Here is a 17,635-nt window from a genome sequence, read left to right as displayed (position 1 = left end):
CTGGGCGCGGTCTGGGCGATAGGGCTCCTGGCCTCGGGATGGTCGCCGACGGACCGCGCAACATGGTGGATGGAAGTCGCGCCTGTCCTGATTGCATTTCCCGTACTGGTCGCCCTGCGCCACCGGTTTCGCTTCTCACATCTCGCGCTGGCGTTGATCACGCTGCACGGCTTGGTGCTGATGCTCGGCGGTGCCTTTACCTATGCGCGCGTACCGATAGGTTTCGCGGTGCAGGATTGGCTGCATCTCGCGCGCAATCCCTATGATCGGTTCGGCCATCTGATGCAGGGGTTCGTGCCCGCGATCGTCCTGCGCGAGATCCTTATCCGGACCGGCAGCATCGCGTCGCGCCGACTGCTGACGATCACCGTCCTCGCCTACTGCCTGTCCGTCAGCGCCTTGTACGAACTGATCGAGTTCGGCGCTGCCGTCGCAGTCGGCCAAGGTGCGGACGCGTTTCTCGGAACGCAGGGCGATCCGTGGGATACGCAGTGGGACATGCTGATGTGCCTGGTTGGCGCCATACTCGCGTTGCTTCTGCTATCCCGCGTTCACGACAGGCAGATCGCCCGGCTCAGATCTTAAGACCCTGCAACAGCTTGGGCAGGTCACCCGATTCACCGCGTGCTTCCGCCATGAAGCGGTCCTTGAGCGGGGGGATCGCGTTGACCGCGCTGATGCCGAACCGACGCACGGCGCTGGCGGTCTTGCCGGGGAGGCCGAACAGGCGGGTGAGCGTGTCGGTGGCGGCGGCGGTCATGAACGTGTCGAGCCCGCGCCAGCGCTGGTAGCGTGCGAGCAGCGCCGCGTCGCCGAGATCGAGCCCGAGACGCTTGCCCTCGACCAGCACTTCGGCGAGCGTCGCGACGTCGCGAAAACCCAGGTTGAGCCCCTGCCCGGCGATCGGATGGATGCCGTGGCCGGCGTCGCCGACCAGTGCGAGCCGCGTGTCGGTGATCCGTGCGGCGTGGTGGAAGCCGAGCGGATAGGACGAGCGCGGCGTTGCCATCGACAGCGTGCCGAGGAAGCCGCCCATGCTCTTTTCCGCTTCCGCCAGGAACGCTCGGTCGCCGAGCTTCAGCATGCCGGGCGCGTTTTTCGCGTCGACGGTCCAGACGATCGCCGAGCGGTGACCGTCCGCATCATCCGGCAGCGGGAGCAGCGCGAACGGGCCGCTCGCGTAGAAGATCTCGTACGCGACGTCCTCGTGCGAGCGTTCGTGGTGGAACGCGGCGATGATCGCGGTGTGCTCGTATGACCAGCGTGCGATCGTGATCCCGGCGGCCTCGCGCGCCGGAGAGTTGCGACCCTCCGCGGCGATCAACAGCGGCGCGCGAATGACGCCGCCCGAGTCCAGCGTGGCGGTGACGCCCGATTCGGCGCGGTCGACCGTCGTCGCACGTGTCTGCATGCGGAGATCGACATGCGGCGCGGCGGTCGCAGCGTCGAACAGCGTGCGGCGGAGCAGCTTGTTTTCGTACATCGTGCCGAGCGCGCCGTCGTCCGCGGCGGGGACGAAATCGAGCGCGCCGGGTTCGAGGCCATCGCTGACGCGAATCTGGCGGATCGCACAGCCCTGCCCCGCCAGCGTCGCGCCGATGCCGATCGCGTCGAGCATCCGGTGGCTCGCGCTCGCCACCGCCGACGCACGGCCATCGAAGCGGGGCGCCAGCGTCACCGCGGGGTCGGCGGGGTCGATCACGATCGTCGAGATACCGTGCACGTCGAGCGCCACGGCGAGCGTCGCGCCGACCAGCCCGCCACCGAGGATGATTACATCTGTGTCCATGGCGCCGCTTTATCCCGGTAGCCGGTCGCTGCCAACGACGATCCGGGCGCAGCTTAACCCGTGTTGTCGCGTGGTTACCTTGACGTTGAGGCCGCCTGGCGCGATGCATTCTCTATTGTAGAGAATCTCTACATATCATGTTGAATCTGGAGAATACGGGTCATGGCCAGCCGCGCGCAGCCAGCCTTGTGGCGTGAGACGGTGAAGGCGGGCGCCGTCCGCAGCGGTGCGCTGATCGCGGCGATCGCGTTGTTCGTCGGCACGCTGCTGATGGCGCTGGCGCTGGCGAGCTATCACCCGAGCGACGCGGCGCTCAACACCGCGTCGGGTGCCTATCCGGACAATCTGGTCGGCCCGCCGGGCGCGTGGTTCGCCGACATCGCGCTCACGCTGTTCGGGCCGGCGGTGGCGCTGTTGCTGCCGATCGGACCGATCCTCGGCATGCGGCTGTGGCGCGATCTGCCGCTCGGCCACTGGCTGCGGATGGTGCGCGGCGCGGCGATCGGCGTCGCGCTGATGGCGAGCGCGCTGGCGTTCGTCTCGGGCACCTCGGTATTGGCATTGCCTGCCGGATGGGGTGGGATCATTGGCTTGTCCGTTGCGAGCGCCGTGCATTGGGGGCTGAGCTTCATCGGCCAGCCGGTCGCCGAGCTCTGGTCCGCCCGCGCGATTGGGCTGGTCGCGGCGATCTCCGGCGCGATCGTCTGGGGCAAGAGCATCGAGATCGATCTCGGCGAGCGCAAATGGCGCCTTCCCCGCCGCAATCGCACCGAAGCGCTCGGCTATGACGGCTTTGCGGAGATCGACGAGGACGACGACGAACCGCTGACGTTGACGCGCAAGCCGGTCGAGCCGCGTGCCGTCGCAGAGCCGGACCCGCGCCCTGCCCCGGTGATCGCGGATCGCCAGAACGCGCCGTCGCAGGCGAAACCCAAGGAGCGCCAGTCGTCGCTCGATCTGCGCGACAATTTCACGCTGCCGAGCCTCGACCTGCTGACCCCCTCCCCGCCGAGCCAGGGCAACGTGATCGACAAGGCCGGGCTGGAGCGCAACGCACGGCTGCTCGAGAATGTGCTCGACGATTTCCACGTCAAGGGGTCGATCATCGAGGTGCGGCCGGGCCCGGTCGTGACGATGTACGAGTTGGAGCCCGCGCCCGGCATCAAGGCGAGCCGCGTGATCGCGCTGGCGGACGATATCGCGCGCAACATGTCCGCGATCTCGGCGCGCGTCGCGGTGATCCCGGGGCGCAACGTGATCGGGATCGAGCTGCCGAATGCGCGGCGCGAGGCGGTCAGCTTGCACGAACTCGTCGGCAGCCAGACGTTCGAGGACCAGTCGGCGCAGCTGCCGATCATCCTGGGTAAGAACATCGCGGGCGATTCGGTGATCGCCGATCTCGCGCCGATGCCGCATCTGCTGGTCGCAGGCACCACCGGCTCGGGCAAGTCGGTCGGCCTGAACAGCATGATCCTGTCGCTGCTGTACAAGCTGACGCCGAACCAGTGCCGGATGATCATGATCGATCCGAAGATGCTCGAACTGAGCATGTACGACGACATTCCGCATCTGTTGTCGCCGGTCGTGACCGATCCCGCCAAGGCGGTGCGCGCGCTGAAATGGGCGGTCGAGACGATGGAGGATCGCTATCGCCAGATGTCCTCCGTCGGCGTGCGCAGCCTCGCCGGCTTCAACGACAAGGTGCGCGGTGCGAAGGCCAAGGGGCAGCCGCTCGGGCGGAAGGTGCAGACGGGGTATCATCCGGATACCGGCGCGCCGATGTACGAGGAGGAGAAGCTCGAATACGACGTCCTGCCGCAGATCGTGGTGATCGTCGACGAGCTCGCCGACCTGATGATGACCGCGGGCAAGGAGGTCGAGTTCCTCATCCAGCGGCTTGCGCAGAAGGCACGCGCCGCGGGTATCCACCTGATCATGGCAACGCAGCGGCCATCGGTCGACGTCATCACCGGCGTCATCAAGGCCAATCTGCCGACCCGGATCAGCTTCCACGTCACGTCGAAGATCGATTCGCGGACCATCCTCGGCGAACAGGGCGCGGAGCAGCTGCTGGGCAAGGGCGACATGCTCTACATGCCGGGCGGCAAGGGCATCGTGCGTGTGCATGGGCCGTTCGTGACCGACGACGAAGTGCGGCTGGTGGCGGATCACTGGCGCTCGCAGGGGCTGCCGGATTACATCTCGTCCGTGACCGAGGAGCCCGAGGAGAGCTTCGCGCTCGAGGGCTCGCCGACCGGGGAGGACTCCGCCGAAGACCAGCAATACCGCCAGGCGATCCAGCTGGTCTGCGAGTCGCAGAAGGCGTCGACCTCGTGGCTGCAGCGGCAGTTGCGGATCGGCTACAATTCGGCTGCGCGGTTGATCGAGCGGATGGAGAAGGACGGCATCGTCGGTCGCCCGGATCATGTCGGCCGCCGCGAAGTGCTCCGCGATACCGAGGGGCATGCGATCTAGCGTCGCGGTGCTGCGCCGCTCCGTCCTTTTGCCTCGCTGTTCCCTCGCGAACGCGGGGGTCCAGGAACCAAGAACGATGTCGTCTGGAACCCTAAGCTCCTGCCTTCGCGGGAGAACTGGGAGGGGCGCTCGTCACCAAGTGACGCACGCAGACCGGGGTTTCGATCAGCCGAGACCCGGTATACGGGGTTGATACAAGTTACGAAAAACAGGTGGGCGTAATGCAGTATCGGCGGTTGTTTGCGGCGGCGTTTGCGCTCGCCCTACCCAGTCAGGTCTCCGCGCAGGACACCGCCAAGCAGACCCCCGGCAGCACCGCCACCGACACGCAGCATCGCCCGCGCGCCGGCGTGCGTCGCGACAGCGATCTCTCCCCGTCGGCGCTGACTGCCGATACGCGGCGCACCCCGCCCCCCGGACTGTTCGCCGACTGGTTCGACATCCGCAAGCGCCTCGCGGATCGCGGTATTGGTGTCAGCGCCCGCTATGCCTCGGAAAGCGGCTATAATTTCTCGGGCGGCGACCGGAAGCTGTTGCGCGAGACAGGTCAGTTCGACGTCGGCGTACTGCTCGATCTCGACAAGGTGGTTGGGCTGAAGGGCGGCGCGTTCCAGGCGACCGTCACCTATCGCCGCGGCCGCGATCTCGGCGCGGACGCCAATCTCGGCGTGCTGCAACAGGTCCAGGAAGTATACGGCCGCGGCCAGACCGTCCGCCTCACGCAATTCTGGTACGAGCAGAAGATCGGTGAGAAATTCGAGATCAAGGCAGGCCGGACCAATCCCGGCGAGGATTTCGCGGTCTTCTCCTGCTATTTCCAGAACCTCAGCTTCTGCGGCGCGCAGCCGGGCAATCTGGTCGGCGATTACTGGCAGAACTGGCCGGTCGGCCAATGGGGCGCACGGCTGCGCTACGACGTCAACGACCATCTGACACTAAAGACCGCCGCCTACGAGGTGAACCCGCGCAATCTCGAAAAGGCCTTCGTGATCGGCCGGTTCCACGGCGCGACCGGCGCGCTGATCCCGGTCGAGGCGGAATGGCGTCGCGGCGATAACGATGGCCGGGTCGGCGCATACAAGCTCGGCGGCTGGGTCAACACCTCGAACGGCGACGACGTGTTCTACGATGTGAACCGCCAGCCGATCGCGATCACCGGGCTCGAACCCCTCCGCCGCAGCGCACGCTACGGGGTGTATTTAAATCTCCAGCAACAGGTCACCGGCACGTCGAAGGACGGCAAGTCGGTCACCGGACTCAGCGTGTTCCTCAACGCGACTCAGGCCGACCGCGCGACCTCGACCACCGACAATCAGGTTGCAGCCGGGCTGTTCTACAAGGGACTGGTGCCGTGGCGGCCGGGCGACATCCTCGGCTTCGGCGTCGCGCGAACCAACGTGAACGGGCGCGTCGCGAAGGGCGAGGCGCTCGATCCGACGCGGCCCGCCGTGCAGGACGCCGAATACGCGTCGGAGATTTATTACAGCGTCCATCCGACCCGGTGGCTCGAATTGCGGCCGAATGTGCAGTTCATCCACAACCCCGGAGGTGTGCATGACGCGAACGACGTCGGCGTACTGGGTATGAAGGCTGCGATCACGCTGTAGCGGGGGTATCGACTTTACACGTTGCCGACGTCCGCCTCCCCCGTCATCCTGACGAAAGTCAGGATCCAGAGTAACACTCGCTGACCTGCTTGATCCTGGGTCCTGACTTTCGTCAGGATGACGGATGCGGGTTGTGCGGTGGCCGCACATCGAATTCAGTGGCGGTTCAAGCGCGGGCGGGCAACGGTCGCCCCTTGAGGAGAATTCGATGTTCAATACCCGCCCCGCGGTGATCGCGACGATCGCCGCTTTGTCCGTCGCCGCCGTGCCCTCGCCAATCGCCGCGCAGGCGACCGGTGATCTGGCCGCCGTGCAGAAATCCCTCCAGGCAATGGAGACGATGACTGCCGATTTTTCGCAGGCGGATCGCAACGGCAAGGTGCTGACCGGCGTGCTGACGCTGAAGAAGCCCGGCAAGATCCGTTTTCAGTACCAGAAAGGCGTGCCGATCCTGATCGTCGCGGAGGGCGGCGCGCTGACCTTCATCGATTATTCGGTGAAGCAGGTGCAACGCTGGCCGATCAAAAACTCGCCACTGGTCGTATTCCTCGATCCGTCGCGCGATATCACGCGTTATGCCAAGCTCGTACCCGGCTATGATCCACGGATCATATCGGTCGAGGTGAATGATCCAAAACATCCTGAAACTGGCAAGATCACCCTGGTATTCGTGCGGAGCGCGAGCGCACCCGGTGGACTGATGCTGCAAGGTTGGGTTGCGCTCGACAGCCAGAACAACCGCACGACCGTCCGGCTGACCAACCAGAAATTCGGCGTTCCGGTCAGCGACAATACCTTCCGCTGGAACGATCCGCGCCGCACGGGTGTAAGAAAGTAACGTAAAATCGGTGTCATTCATGCAAGCGACAGGTTCGGCCCCCTAGAGAGTGGCCTGCGGATGTGGGGCATTCGGGATTTTTCCCCCTGTTGCCCGGATGGTTTCCCCATTTCTTGCCTGCGTGACGAACGCTGAGTTGGCCCTCGCTCCATGCCCCCGGAGCGAGGGTCTTTCGCGTAGAGCGGCAAGAAGACTGCGTCTTCATGACTCGCTCAAGCGCGGCCGGCGGGCCCCTGTCTTCCCAGGGCCCGTCCGACGACAACGGCTTTGCCGATGGCGCCTTCTGACTTCTCCCTTCTTCCGCACCCCCAGCAGCGTTCCTTGTCCCCACCCCCACGCGACGCTACATCGCGCTCGTGAAGATCGTCTCCTGGAACATCAACTCGGTCCGCTTTCGGATCGCCATCGTCGAACAGTTTCTGCGCGACGAGCAGCCCGACATCCTGTGCCTGCAGGAGACCAAGGTGATCGACGGCGACTTCCCGCTGGAGGCGTTCCGGGCGCTCGGCTACGAGCACATCGTCCTGCACGGCCAGCGCATGCACCACGGCGTCGCGATCCTGAGCCGAGTGCCGATCGTCGAGGACGACCGCTTCGACTGGCAGGCAAACAGCGAGGCGCGCCACATCGGCGTCCGCCTGGAGAACGGCGTACGGCTCGAGAACGTCTACGTCCCCGCCGGCGGCGACGTCCCCGACCGCGAGGTGAACCCCAAGTTCGGTCAGAAGCTCGATTTCATCGAGCGCATGACGACATGGTCGGAAACGTTGCCAGGCCCCACCATCCTGGTCGGCGACTTCAACATCGCCCCGCTCGAATCGGACGTCTGGAGCCACAAGCAGTTGCTCGACGTCGTCAGCCACACCCCGGTTGAGGTCGAGGCACTCGGCAAGTTGCAGGCGGCCGGCGACTGGGTCGATCTCGGCCGCCGCTTCCACCCTGCCCCCGCCCGCCTGTTCACATGGTGGAGCTACCGCGCCAAGGACTGGGCCGCCTCGGACCGCGGGCGTCGGCTCGATCACATGTGGGCGACCGGTGCCGCCGCCGAAGCCGCGGTGTCGCACCACGTCTACGAACGCTGCCGAAGCTGGCTCAAGCCATCCGACCACGTCCCGATCATGACCGAGTTCGCGTTTTGAGTAATCCTCGCGCAGCGGCACGCGCGGTGGACGCTTTACGACGTGGCTGGCCGATCGCGATCGAAGGACTGGTGCTGCTCGCGGTCGAGACGGCGGATGCGGAGCGGTTGGCGGCGTTCGATCCCGACGCGAATGGCGGCGTCCTGATCTCGTCGGGTCGCGCGGCGACGTTGAAGCTCGCGAACCAGCTCGCGGCGGCGGATCCGACCGAGCCCGTGCTCGTCGATCGCGCCCCCTGGATCGACTTCGCCGCCGCGACCGCGCTGGCCGATCCGCAATTCGACTTGGCCACCCCCCTCAAGGGTCCGTTCCAGACGCTCCCGCTCGCCGATCCGGACGCGGCGGCAGCTGCCTTGCGCCTTGCCCGGATCGCGGGATTGCTGCCGGCGTTCTTCCTCGGCACGGGCGAACCCGAGGTCCACATCGCCCGCGCGGACATCGACGCACATGAGGACGCGAACCGACTGACACTCGCGGCACGCGCACGGCTTCCGGTCGAAGGCGCGGAGGATGCGGAAATCGTCGCTTTCCGCAGCCCCGAAAGCGCGGACGAGCACATCGCGCTGCTGATCGGCCAGCCCAACGGCCAGCCGCCGCTCGTCCGTCTCCACAGCGAGTGCCTGACGGGCGACGTGCTCGGCAGCCTCAAATGCGATTGCGGGCCGCAGTTGCACGCCGCGATCCACGCGATCCAGCATGGCGGCTGGGGTATCCTGCTGTATCTGCGGCAGGAAGGTCGCGGGATCGGGCTGGTCAACAAACTGCGGGCGTATGCGTTGCAGGACCAGGGCTTCGATACGGTCGACGCGAACACGCGGCTCGGCTTTGCGGTCGATGCGCGCGATTTCGGCGTGGCGGCTCGGATGCTCACTCTGCTTGGCCAGCGTGAGGTACGGTTGCTGACCAACAACCCCGCCAAGGTCGCCGGGCTCGAAGCGGCAGGCGTGACGGTGATCGAACGCGTGCCGCATTTCCTGCCGTCGAACCCGCACAACGCGCAGTATCTCGCGACCAAGCGCGACCGCACGGGGCACCAGTTCTGAGCGAGAGCCCGCCTTCCCCGCCGCCGCCGCCGCCGCCCTCACGCCGCCTGATCGTCGTGTTCGGTGCAGCGGTGCGTCCTGACGGGAGCCCGAGTCCAACGCTCGCGCGGCGGATCGCGTTCGCGGCGGCTGCGGCGGCGCGCTATGTCGATGCGGACCTGTTCTGCTCGGGGGCGAAGGGTGCGCATGGGCCGTCCGAGGCGTCGGTGATGGCGGATGTACTGGCAGAGACGGTCGATCGGTCGCGAATCCAACTCGACGAGGCGAGCGTCGATACGTTGCAGAGCGTCGTGGCTGCGACCGCGTTCGCGCGCGCGGGGCATTATGCGCAGTGCATGATCTGCACCGACGGGTATCATCAGCCGCGTATCCGGATGCTGTTCGCGATGCTCGGCATGCCCGCAAGCGCGATCCACGTGCCGCATGGCGGGAGCCGGCGGTACCAGCTCAAGATGCGGTCGCGGGAAGCGGCGGCTATCCCGTATGATCTGGTCGCGGGGATCGGCGCGATCTGGCGACGTAAGCGGGGCTAGCGGTCGCCGCGGACGCGTTGAGTTTGCGCATTCCTCGAACGTCCCCCCCGGCGAAGGCCGGGGTCCAGTCGGGAAAGCCGATGTAACGAAGGTCCGTCAGCCGTCATCGCCGTTTCCCAACTGGACCCCGGCCTTCGCCGGGGAGGATGTGGCTATCGGGGCGGAATACTGGCTGGCTTGTCCCTGACTTTCAGGACCGGGGTCTAGGTTACCCGATCAACCGCGCCACATCGTCGAAACTCTCCGCCAGCGCGTCAACACCGATCGCCTTCAACCGCGCGCCATGCTCGGCGTTGCAATGCGACCCCGCCGACAAGCCGATGACGTAGCCCCCCGAAGCCACAGCCCCAGTCGCCCCCACCGGCGAGTCTTCAAGGATCACCGTCCGCGCGATATCGACCCCGAGTTGCCGCGCACCGAACAGATACAGATCCGGCGCCGGCTTGCCGTTCCTCACGTGTTCGCGCCCGCTATAAAGATGGTCACCAAACGCATCGCGCAGGCCGATATGCTCCAGATGACGCGCGATCCATGAGACCGGGCTAGACGATACGATCGCCTTGGGCAGGTCGGCAGGGAGCGAGCGGACGAACGCCACCGCGCCCTCGATCGCGTCGACGCCTGCGGCCATCACGCGCTCGTCCTCGGCCTCCCGCGCGGCGTAGAAATCATCGGTGAGCGGCCTCCCGATCCAGCGCTCGATCGCATCGATGAACTGCGGCCCGGCGAGCCCCATGAAGTTCGCCATCGACTCATCTGCCGTGGTCGGATGCCCCGCGGCGGTCAACCATTCCGCGATATGGCGATTGCCGACGGCTTCGCTGTCGATCAGCACGCCGTCGAAGTCGAACAGCAGCGCGTCGAATCGGACCGCAATGCTCAAGCGCCCGTCCCCCGCGCGCCGAACAACCCGCTGCCGATCCGGACATGAGTCGCGCCGATCGTCACCGCGGTCTCGAAGTCGTCGGACATGCCCATGCTGAGGCCGGTCAACCCATGATCGCGCGCCAGCTTTGCCAGCAGCGCGAAATACGGCGCCGGCTCGATGTCCGCGGGTGGCAGACACATCAGGCCCGCGATCGACAGGCCGGCAGCGCGCGCCTGGTCCACCAGCGCGGGCAGGTCGGCGATCGCGCAGCCACCCTTTTGCGGTTCGCCGCCGATGTTGACCTGGAGGAAACAGTTCGGCCGACGATCGCTCGCCTCCATCGCCTTCCCCAGCGCGGTGACCAGCGACGGGCGATCGACCGCATGGATGCAGTCGAACAGCGCCACTGCCTCGGCCGCCTTGTTCGACTGGAGCTGGCCGATCAGGTGCAGTTCGACGTCGGGATACGCCACACGCAACCCCGGCCATTTTTCCGACGCTTCCTGCACACGATTCTCGCCGAACACGCGCTGGCCCTCGGCGAGCAGCGGTTCGATCGCCTCGACGGGGTGCGTCTTGGAGACCGCGATCAGCGTCACATCGTCCGCGCGGCGATCGGCGATCTCTGCGGCCTTGGCGATCCGGCTGCGGATGGCCTGCAATTTGGTGGTGTCGTCAGCAATCATGCCGCGCGCTATAGGCAGCGGCGTGGCCCGTCGTAACCCCATTCCCACACGCTGGTTGATGACGGACGAGCGTATGGGCGATGCACTGTGGCGCGCGCTCACGCGATTGCCGCCGGGATCCGGCGTGGTGTTTCGGCATTATGCCACGCCCGAGCGAGAACGGCGGGCATTGCTGCGGCGAGTTATCCGCGTCGCACGGCTGCGCAGGTTGGTCGTAGTGGTGGCTGGAAACTCTGCGATCTCGGCCGACGGTGTGCATGGTCGGGCACAGACCCGCGGGATCAGAACCTGGCCTGCCCATTCACGCATCGAGGCGTTGGCCGGAATACGCGCTGGGGCTCATGCCCTGTTCGCGTCGCCAATCCATCCCACCCGGTCGCACGACGACGCGGCGGGGATCGGTCCGGCGCGGGCCATACGAATCGGACGAGGGCTTGGGATACCGGTGATCGCGCTGGGCGGGATGACCGAGTCGCGCTGGCGGCGCATCCAGCGTTTCGGGTTCCACGGCTGGGCCGCGATAGATGCCTGGATGCCTATAATACACCGTTGTCCTGACGAGAGTCAGGATCCAGCGCCATGAGACCCAGCGATCAGTAACCCTGGGTCCTGAGTTTCGTCAGGATGACGGGAAGGTAGAGTTGCGCACCACCCAGATCCAGCTAGCCACGATCAGTCTCGATTTCCGACGAGCATCGCTCCACGGGACGACTAGAAGCGGAAGGCGGTGCCCAGATACACGGCCTGGCTGTCGCGACGGTCGTCGTCGACCTTCACGAAGCGCTCGCGGTCCGAGCGATACCGGACGCCCGCCGTCACAGCGAGGCTGCGCGTCAGGGCGTAGGAGCCACCGACGTCGACCGAATAGCTCGGCGCTTCCTCGACGAGGTGCGGTGCGTTGGCGAGCGGACGGTCCGCCACGGCCTTCACGGTGCCGCTGAACTTCTTCGCGCTATAGCTTACCGCCAGATCAGCCGCTTCACGCCCACCCGGCATCGCGCCGAGATCAAGCTTGTTCACGTCGCCCGAGATCGCGAATCGCTTCCAACCCACCGACATGCCGAGGTTATACGCGATCGGCGCAATACCGACGGTCGGCGTGGTCGAAGCAAGGCTGGCCGTGTTCGCGATGCCGCGGTTGGTCTGCGCACGGACCGCGACGGTCACCGCGCGGTTGTCCTGGCGCGTTTCGGCCGGCGTAAAGCGGAAGCTGCCGGCGTCGAAGCCACCGCGCGCGAACATCGCGGCAAGGCGGGGGTCTGCAGCGGCGGGCGTAAACGATCCGATACCGCGAACCGCGGCGACGTTATGCTTGGCGATCCGGGCGGGCTGTTCGCTGGCGCCGAAGGCAGGCGCGACGATTGCGGCGGTGGCGACAAGCGCCCCGGCAACCACCCCGAATATTCCCCCACGCGTCATCACAACGAATCTGTCCTTCGAATCCCGTAATCGGATCCTCGTGAAACTGCGTCTATCACGAATTGATCCACCGCAAAGGCCGCAGACCCGGCGGATTGCCCTCTTCGTCGCTGATTTGTCGGACAGTGTTGCAATCAGCACACAGATCGCTGCGTTAGCGCTACCGGATCGGTCCTAACCGACTCGTTTTGCCGCGCGAATATCGTCCCGTCCGGCGCTCGCTCAGCCCTATGGCTGTGATACCCGCGTCTGCTTGCGGGCACGCGGGCTCGCCTGTAGAGCAAGGGCTGATTTTCTTGCCAGGATGATGCCCATGTTTCGCCGCTCGCGTATCGCAGTCGTGCTGTTTGCCCTGCCTCTCGTCGCTTGCGGCGGCGGATCGGCGCGTCCCAAGGCGGATCTCGCCGCGTCGAAGATCACGACGATCGGCGTCAACAGCTATCTGTGGCGCGCGAGCCTCGACACGCTCGGATTCATGCCGCTGCTCCAGACCGACTCCAATGGCGGCGTGATCGTCACCGACTGGTACATCAATCCGCAGACGCCGACCGAGCGCATGAAGGTGACCGTCTCGATTCTCGACCAGGATCTGCGCGCCGATGCACTCCGTGTCGCCGCGCTTCGCGAAGTCAATCGCGGCGGCCAGTGGGTCTCGTCGCCTGTCCAGGCCGCGACCACGCAGAAGCTCGAGGATATCATCCTGACCAAGGCCCGCGACCTGCGCCGCGCCTCGATCGCGGGCTGAGGACGACATAATGGCGTCGCGTTTCAATGCGTTGAAGGCGGACGCGGCGTGGCAGAAGGTCTGGGACGAGCGCAAGACGTTCGCCGCGGACGACCTGTCGACCAAGCCGCGCTCGTACGTGCTCGAGATGTTCCCCTATCCGTCGGGGCGCATCCACATGGGGCATGTCCGGAACTACACGATGGGCGACGTGCTCGCGCGGTTCCGTCGGATGAAGGGCATGGAAGTGCTCCATCCGATGGGCTGGGACGCGTTCGGCATGCCCGCCGAGAACGCGGCGATGGAAAAGGGCGTGCATCCGGGCAATTGGACGCGCGCCAACATCGCGACGATGAAGGCGCAGCTGAAGCGCCTGGGTTTCGCGCTCGACTGGACGCGCGAACTGGCGACCTGCGAGCCTGAGTATTACGGGCATGAGCAGGCGCTGTTCCTCGACCTGTTCGCGGCCGGCCTCGTGTACCGCAAGGAATCGGCGGTAAACTGGGACCCGGTCGACATGACCGTGCTCGCCAACGAGCAGGTGATCGACGGTCGTGGCTGGCGTTCGGGCGCCCTGGTCGAGCGGCGCAAGCTGTCGCAGTGGTTCCTGAAGATCACCGACTTCGCCGACGAGCTGGTCGACGGGTTGGGCGCGCTCGAGCACTGGCCCGACAAGGTCAAGCTGATGCAGGAAAACTGGATCGGCCGCAGCCAGGGCCTGCAATTCAAGTTCGCAATCCTCCCCGGCACGGGGAGGGGGACTGCCGACGAAGCCGGGGGTGGAGGGGGCGCGCCACATACGGCAGCGCCCGCCGACAGCCCCCTCCCCCATCCTGCGGATGGTCCCCCTCCCCGTTCCGGGGAGGAATTCGTCGAGGTCTTCACCACCCGCCCGGACACGATGTTCGGCTCCAGCTTCGTCGCGGTCGCCGCCGATCACCTGATCGCGCGCGCCATCGCCGAGACGAACCCCGACGCCGCGGCCTTCATCGAACTCTGCAAGCGTGGCGGCACCACCGCGGCGGAACTCGACACGCAGGAAAAGCTCGGCTTCGACACCGGCCTCCGCGCGGTGCATCCGCTCGACAAGACGTGGCACTTGCCCGTCTACATCGCGAACTTCGTGCTGATGGAATACGGCACCGGCGCTGTGTTCGGCGTGCCCGCGCACGACCAGCGCGATCTCGATTTCGCGCGCAAATACGACCTGCCCGTCAAACGCGTCGTCAGCGAAGGCGATGACGAGGCGCCCGTGTTTGTCGGCGACACCGCCTGGACCGGCGCCGGCACCATCGTGAACTCGCACTTCCTCGATGGCATGGACATCGAGGACGCCAAGCGCGTCGTGATCGAGCGCGCCGAGGGCGAAGGCTGGGGCAAGGGCACGACCGTGTTCCGCCTGCGCGACTGGGGCGTCAGCCGCCAGCGTTACTGGGGCACCCCGATCCCGATCATCCACTGCGACGCGTGCGGCGCGGTGCCGGTGCCGAAGGACCAGCTGCCGATCGTGCTGCCCGAGGACGTCAGCTTCGACATCCCCGGCAACCCGCTCGATCGCCACCGGACCTGGAAGCACGTCCCCTGCCCGTTGTGCGGTGCGAACGCGCGACGCGAGACCGATACGCTCGACACGTTCGTCGATTCGTCGTGGTATTTCATCCGCTTCGCAAGCCAGCCGGACGCGAAACCGTTCGACCGGACGGGCGCGGAGAAGTGGCTGCCGGTCAACCAGTATATCGGCGGCGTCGAGCACGCGATCCTGCACCTGCTTTACGCCCGCTTCTGGACGCGCGCGCTGAAGCATATCGGCATGCTCGACATCGCCGAGCCGTTCGCCGGGCTGTTTACGCAAGGCATGGTCACGCACGAGACGTATAGCCGGGGCGACGCCGGCGACGCGCAGCCGGAGGCCGACACGGACGACGACGATTCGAGCGACGCGCCGGTGAAGACGAAGTGGCTGTCTCCCGACGAGGTCCGCAAGACCGATGCGGGGTATATCGAGATCGCGACCGGCGGCCCCGTGACGGTCGGTCGCGTGACGAAGATGTCGAAGTCGAAGAAGAACACTGTCGATCCCGAGCCGATCGTCGACCAGTATGGCGCCGACGCGGTGCGCTGGTTCGTGCTCTCCGACTCGCCCCCCGAGCGCGATCTCCCGTGGAGCGAATCCGGCATCGAAGGCGCGTGGCGGTTCGTCCAGCGTCTCTGGCGCCTGATCGAGTCCGACGATGCAGCCAAGGCCGAGGGCGACGACATCGCCTTGCGCAAACTCTGCCACCGCACGACCGTCGGTATCGAGAGCGATATCAATGCCTTGCAGTTCAACAAGGCGGTCGCACGGCTCTATTCCCTGTGCAGCGCGATCGAAAAGGCAGCGCCCTCCGCGGACCGCGAACAGGCGATCCGCACGTTGCTGCTGCTCGTCAGCCCGATGGTCCCGCACGTCGCCGAGGAAGCCTGGGCGACCGCCGGAAACGACGGCCTGATCGCCGACGCCGCCTGGCCGATCGTCGATCCGGCGATGCTGGTCGACGACGAGGTCACGATCGCGGTGCAGGTCAACGGCAAGCTCCGCGACACGCTCGTCTTCCCCAAGGGCGCACCGAAGGACGAGGTCGAAGCCGCCGCGCTCGCCTCCGAGAAGATCGTCCGCCTGCTCGAGGGCAAGCCGCCCCGGAAAGTGATCGTCGTGCCCGACCGTCTCGTGAACATCGTCGCATGAAGCGTCTAGCGATCCTCGGCGCGCTCGCGCTGGCCCCCGCACTGTCCGGCTGCGGCCTGCATCCACTCTATGCAGGCGGCAGCAGCGGTCCGGTCGCGGCGGCGCTCGGCCAGGTCGAGATCGCACCGATCGCGGGCAAGAACGGCTGGCTGATGGCCACCGCGCTGCGCGATCGCCTGCCCTCGAACGGCGCACCGGCGCTGTACCGGATCGACATCCGCCTCGACGACCAGATCAGCGGCCTGGGCGTCCGGACCGACGACAGCGTCTCGCGCGAACGTCGGACGCTGCGCGCGCGCTATCAGCTCGTTCGGATCGGCGACAATTCGGTGCTGCTCGACGCGACTGCCGGCTCCGACGCCGGCATCGACGTCGTCCGCTCCGAATATGCGACGATCGCCGCCGAGAACACTGCGCTCGAACGCCTGTCGCAGATCGTCGCCGACCAGATCGTCGCGCGTGTTGCGCTGTATGCGCGCAACACGCCCGCGGTCGCCGCGGCGCAGGCCACTCCGCCCGCCAAGTGAAGGCCAGCGCCGGCCAGATCCGCGGTGCGCTGGCCAAACCGGGTGGCGACATCCGCCTTTACCTGCTCCACGGCCCCGACGAGGCCGGCGCGAGCGACCTCGCCCGCGTGCTGGCCAAGGCGATGGGCGCGGATGCCGAGCGCGTCGATCTCGACGGCTCGACGCTCAAGAGCGACCCCGGCCGGCTGACCGACGAAGCCGCCTCGCTGTCGCTGTTTGCGGGCGCAAGGTTCGTCCGCGTCGCGTCGGCCGGCGAGGAAAGCCTCGAAGCCTTCACCAACCTCCTGACGGCCGAACGCGTCGGCAACCCCGTCGTCGCGATCGCCCCGACGGTCAAATCCACCGCCAAGATCGTCAAGCTCGCGATCGACTCCCCGCGCGCGATGGCGTTCGCCTGCTACGCCCCAACCGCGCAGGACGCCGAACGCCTCGCGACGACGATCGCGGGCGAGAACGGCCTCCGCCCCGCCCCCGGCGTCGCCCGCCGCCTCGTCGATACGACCGGCGGCGACCGCGCCGTCATTTCGCGCGAGATCGAGAAGCTCGCACTATACCTAGACGCCGCGCCCGATCGGCCTGCGGACCTCGATCACCACGCGCTCGATGCGGTCGGCGCAGACCTCGGCGATGCGGAAATGAGCCGCGCGATCGACGCCGTGATCGAAGGCCGGGTCGACGATCTCGGCGCCGAACTCGCCGTACTCGAAGAGGCCGGCACTTCGCCGATCCCCTGGCTCCGCCAACTCGTCCGCCGCCTGATCGCGCTCGCCGACATGCGCGGCGAAATCGACCGCGGCGAAGCGGTCGACGCGGTGATGAAACGCCACCGCGTGTTCTTCAAGGAAGAGGCCAGCACGGCTAGGTCGTTGCGCCGCTGGTCGCCGGTAATGCTCGCCACCGCGATCCAGCGCGTCCGAACCGCCGAGCGCGCGATCATGGCATCGGGGAATGCTGGCGGGGTGGTGGCGGAAGCGGCCGTGGTGGCGCTCTCCCAGGCGATCGCACGGCGAAACTAACGCGCATCCGCAACCGCATTCGCGTCTGCCTCGCTTCCCTATTCCCGCCCCCCACCTTCCGTCATCCCGGCGCACGCCGGGACCCATGGATAGGGTGCGATCACTAACGAAGCGGACCGCAACCGTGGGTCCCGGCTTCCGCCGGGATGACGGAAATTATTGGTTCACCCTCCACCCTTCACGCCCTCCTATCCCCGTTCGTCCTGAGCGAAGTCGAAGGAGGGTCCGGAACGCAGGTGCTTCGAC

General features: G+C 66.6%; 16 protein-coding genes. 12 read left to right on the top strand and 4 right to left on the bottom strand.

Features of this window, described 5'->3' with window-relative positions; all coding sequences use genetic code 11:
- The first annotated feature begins 69 nt into the window (after positions 1-69).
- The gene (locus tag C8J47_RS15970; protein WP_259467602.1) at positions 70-585 is read left to right on the top strand and encodes a DUF2238 domain-containing protein; all 516 of its coding nucleotides are present in this window, start codon (positions 70-72) and stop codon (positions 583-585) included.
- Here C8J47_RS15970 and C8J47_RS15965 read toward each other — a convergent pair.
- Positions 575-1,789, bottom strand: a complete 1,215-nt coding sequence (locus tag C8J47_RS15965) for a UbiH/UbiF/VisC/COQ6 family ubiquinone biosynthesis hydroxylase (protein ID WP_121886490.1) — start codon at positions 1,787-1,789, stop codon at positions 575-577. The two genes, C8J47_RS15970 and C8J47_RS15965, sit on opposite strands and share 11 nt — an antisense overlap.
- Positions 1,790-1,951: 162 nt before the next feature.
- Between C8J47_RS15965 and C8J47_RS15960 the strand changes: the two genes are divergently transcribed.
- From C8J47_RS15960 to C8J47_RS15935, 6 genes are all read left to right on the top strand, one after another.
- Complete coding sequence (locus C8J47_RS15960; protein WP_121886489.1) at positions 1,952-4,264, top strand: DNA translocase FtsK; 2,313 nt, start codon at positions 1,952-1,954, stop codon at positions 4,262-4,264.
- 221 nt (positions 4,265-4,485) lie between these two features.
- The gene (locus tag C8J47_RS15955; RefSeq protein WP_121886488.1) at positions 4,486-5,871 is read left to right on the top strand and encodes a carbohydrate porin; all 1,386 of its coding nucleotides are present in this window, start codon (positions 4,486-4,488) and stop codon (positions 5,869-5,871) included.
- 208 nt (positions 5,872-6,079) lie between these two features.
- Positions 6,080-6,709 carry an outer membrane lipoprotein carrier protein LolA gene (locus tag C8J47_RS15950; RefSeq protein WP_056053857.1) on the top strand — a complete coding sequence of 210 codons (630 nt, stop codon included), beginning with the start codon at positions 6,080-6,082 and terminating at the stop codon, positions 6,707-6,709.
- Between the two features lie 356 nt (positions 6,710-7,065).
- Positions 7,066-7,848, top strand: coding sequence for an exodeoxyribonuclease III (locus C8J47_RS15945; protein ID WP_121886487.1), 783 nt, complete (start codon positions 7,066-7,068; stop codon positions 7,846-7,848).
- Entirely contained in the window at positions 7,845-8,891 is a 1,047-nt protein-coding gene (gene ribA, locus C8J47_RS15940; protein ID WP_121886486.1) for a GTP cyclohydrolase II, read from the top strand. Before C8J47_RS15945 ends, ribA begins: the two co-directional genes overlap by 4 nt.
- Before the next feature lie 56 nt (positions 8,892-8,947).
- On the top strand, positions 8,948-9,424 hold the full coding sequence (locus C8J47_RS15935; protein ID WP_259467601.1) for a YdcF family protein: 477 nt from the start codon (positions 8,948-8,950) through the stop codon (positions 9,422-9,424).
- A 208-nt stretch (positions 9,425-9,632) separates the two neighbouring features.
- Here C8J47_RS15935 and C8J47_RS15930 read toward each other — a convergent pair whose 3' ends face one another.
- On the bottom strand, positions 9,633-10,307 hold the full coding sequence (locus C8J47_RS15930; protein ID WP_183129139.1) for an HAD family phosphatase: 675 nt from the start codon (positions 10,305-10,307) through the stop codon (positions 9,633-9,635).
- Entirely contained in the window at positions 10,304-10,978 is a 675-nt protein-coding gene (locus C8J47_RS15925) for a YggS family pyridoxal phosphate-dependent enzyme (protein WP_121886484.1), read from the bottom strand. The genes C8J47_RS15930 and C8J47_RS15925 overlap by 4 nt, the downstream gene beginning before the upstream one ends.
- On the opposite strand from C8J47_RS15925, the gene C8J47_RS15920 reads away from it, so the two are divergent.
- Positions 10,944-11,561 (top strand): thiamine phosphate synthase, encoded by a 618-nt coding sequence (locus C8J47_RS15920; protein ID WP_310886138.1) that lies wholly within the window; start codon positions 10,944-10,946, stop codon positions 11,559-11,561. The genes C8J47_RS15925 and C8J47_RS15920 overlap by 35 nt on opposite strands.
- A gap of 128 nt (positions 11,562-11,689) precedes the next feature.
- On the opposite strand, the gene C8J47_RS15915 is transcribed toward C8J47_RS15920, so the two are convergent.
- Complete coding sequence (locus tag C8J47_RS15915; RefSeq protein ID WP_183129138.1) at positions 11,690-12,397, bottom strand: hypothetical protein; 708 nt, start codon at positions 12,395-12,397, stop codon at positions 11,690-11,692.
- Positions 12,398-12,710: 313 nt separating this feature from the next.
- Here C8J47_RS15915 and C8J47_RS15910 point away from each other — a divergent pair, with 313 nt between their 5' ends.
- From C8J47_RS15910 to holA, 4 genes are read left to right on the top strand one after another with little or no spacing between them, the layout of a single operon-like run.
- Positions 12,711-13,142 (top strand): DUF3576 domain-containing protein, encoded by a 432-nt coding sequence (locus C8J47_RS15910; protein ID WP_121886534.1) that lies wholly within the window; start codon positions 12,711-12,713, stop codon positions 13,140-13,142.
- Positions 13,143-13,152: 10 nt separating this feature from the next.
- The gene (gene leuS / locus C8J47_RS15905; protein WP_121886482.1) at positions 13,153-15,846 is read left to right on the top strand and encodes a leucine--tRNA ligase; all 2,694 of its coding nucleotides are present in this window, start codon (positions 13,153-13,155) and stop codon (positions 15,844-15,846) included.
- Complete coding sequence (gene lptE / locus C8J47_RS15900; protein WP_121886481.1) at positions 15,843-16,373, top strand: LPS assembly lipoprotein LptE; 531 nt, start codon at positions 15,843-15,845, stop codon at positions 16,371-16,373. Before leuS ends, lptE begins: the two co-directional genes overlap by 4 nt.
- Complete coding sequence (gene holA, locus C8J47_RS15895) at positions 16,370-17,389, top strand: DNA polymerase III subunit delta (protein ID WP_121886480.1); 1,020 nt, start codon at positions 16,370-16,372, stop codon at positions 17,387-17,389. Before lptE ends, holA begins: the two co-directional genes overlap by 4 nt.
- The last annotated feature ends 246 nt before the right edge of the window (positions 17,390-17,635 follow it).

Source organism: Sphingomonas sp. PP-F2F-G114-C0414 (assembly GCF_003688595.1).
GTDB lineage: Bacteria > Pseudomonadota > Alphaproteobacteria > Sphingomonadales > Sphingomonadaceae > Sphingomonas.
The sequence above is the reverse complement of the archived record's forward strand: the minus strand, read 5'-3'. Positions and strand labels throughout refer to the sequence as shown.

What these genes read in the sequence shown, in the direction of transcription:
- C8J47_RS15970 (WP_259467602.1), top strand. Translation starts at nt 70, where the DNA reads ATGGAAGTCGCGCCTGTCCTGATTGCATTTCCCGTACTGGTCGCCCTG.
- leuS (WP_121886482.1), top strand. Translation starts at nt 13,153, where the DNA reads ATGGCGTCGCGTTTCAATGCGTTGAAGGCGGACGCGGCGTGGCAGAAG.
- C8J47_RS15960 (WP_121886489.1), top strand. Translation starts at nt 1,952, where the DNA reads ATGGCCAGCCGCGCGCAGCCAGCCTTGTGGCGTGAGACGGTGAAGGCG.
- C8J47_RS15925 (WP_121886484.1), bottom strand. Translation starts at nt 10,978, where the DNA reads ATGATTGCTGACGACACCACCAAATTGCAGGCCATCCGCAGCCGGATC.
- C8J47_RS15920 (WP_310886138.1), top strand. Translation starts at nt 10,944, where the DNA reads ATGGCCTGCAATTTGGTGGTGTCGTCAGCAATCATGCCGCGCGCTATA.
- C8J47_RS15915 (WP_183129138.1), bottom strand. Translation starts at nt 12,397, where the DNA reads ATGACGCGTGGGGGAATATTCGGGGTGGTTGCCGGGGCGCTTGTCGCC.
- C8J47_RS15965 (WP_121886490.1), bottom strand. Translation starts at nt 1,789, where the DNA reads ATGGACACAGATGTAATCATCCTCGGTGGCGGGCTGGTCGGCGCGACG.
- C8J47_RS15955 (WP_121886488.1), top strand. Translation starts at nt 4,486, where the DNA reads ATGCAGTATCGGCGGTTGTTTGCGGCGGCGTTTGCGCTCGCCCTACCC.
- C8J47_RS15910 (WP_121886534.1), top strand. Translation starts at nt 12,711, where the DNA reads ATGTTTCGCCGCTCGCGTATCGCAGTCGTGCTGTTTGCCCTGCCTCTC.
- C8J47_RS15950 (WP_056053857.1), top strand. Translation starts at nt 6,080, where the DNA reads ATGTTCAATACCCGCCCCGCGGTGATCGCGACGATCGCCGCTTTGTCC.
- lptE (WP_121886481.1), top strand. Translation starts at nt 15,843, where the DNA reads ATGAAGCGTCTAGCGATCCTCGGCGCGCTCGCGCTGGCCCCCGCACTG.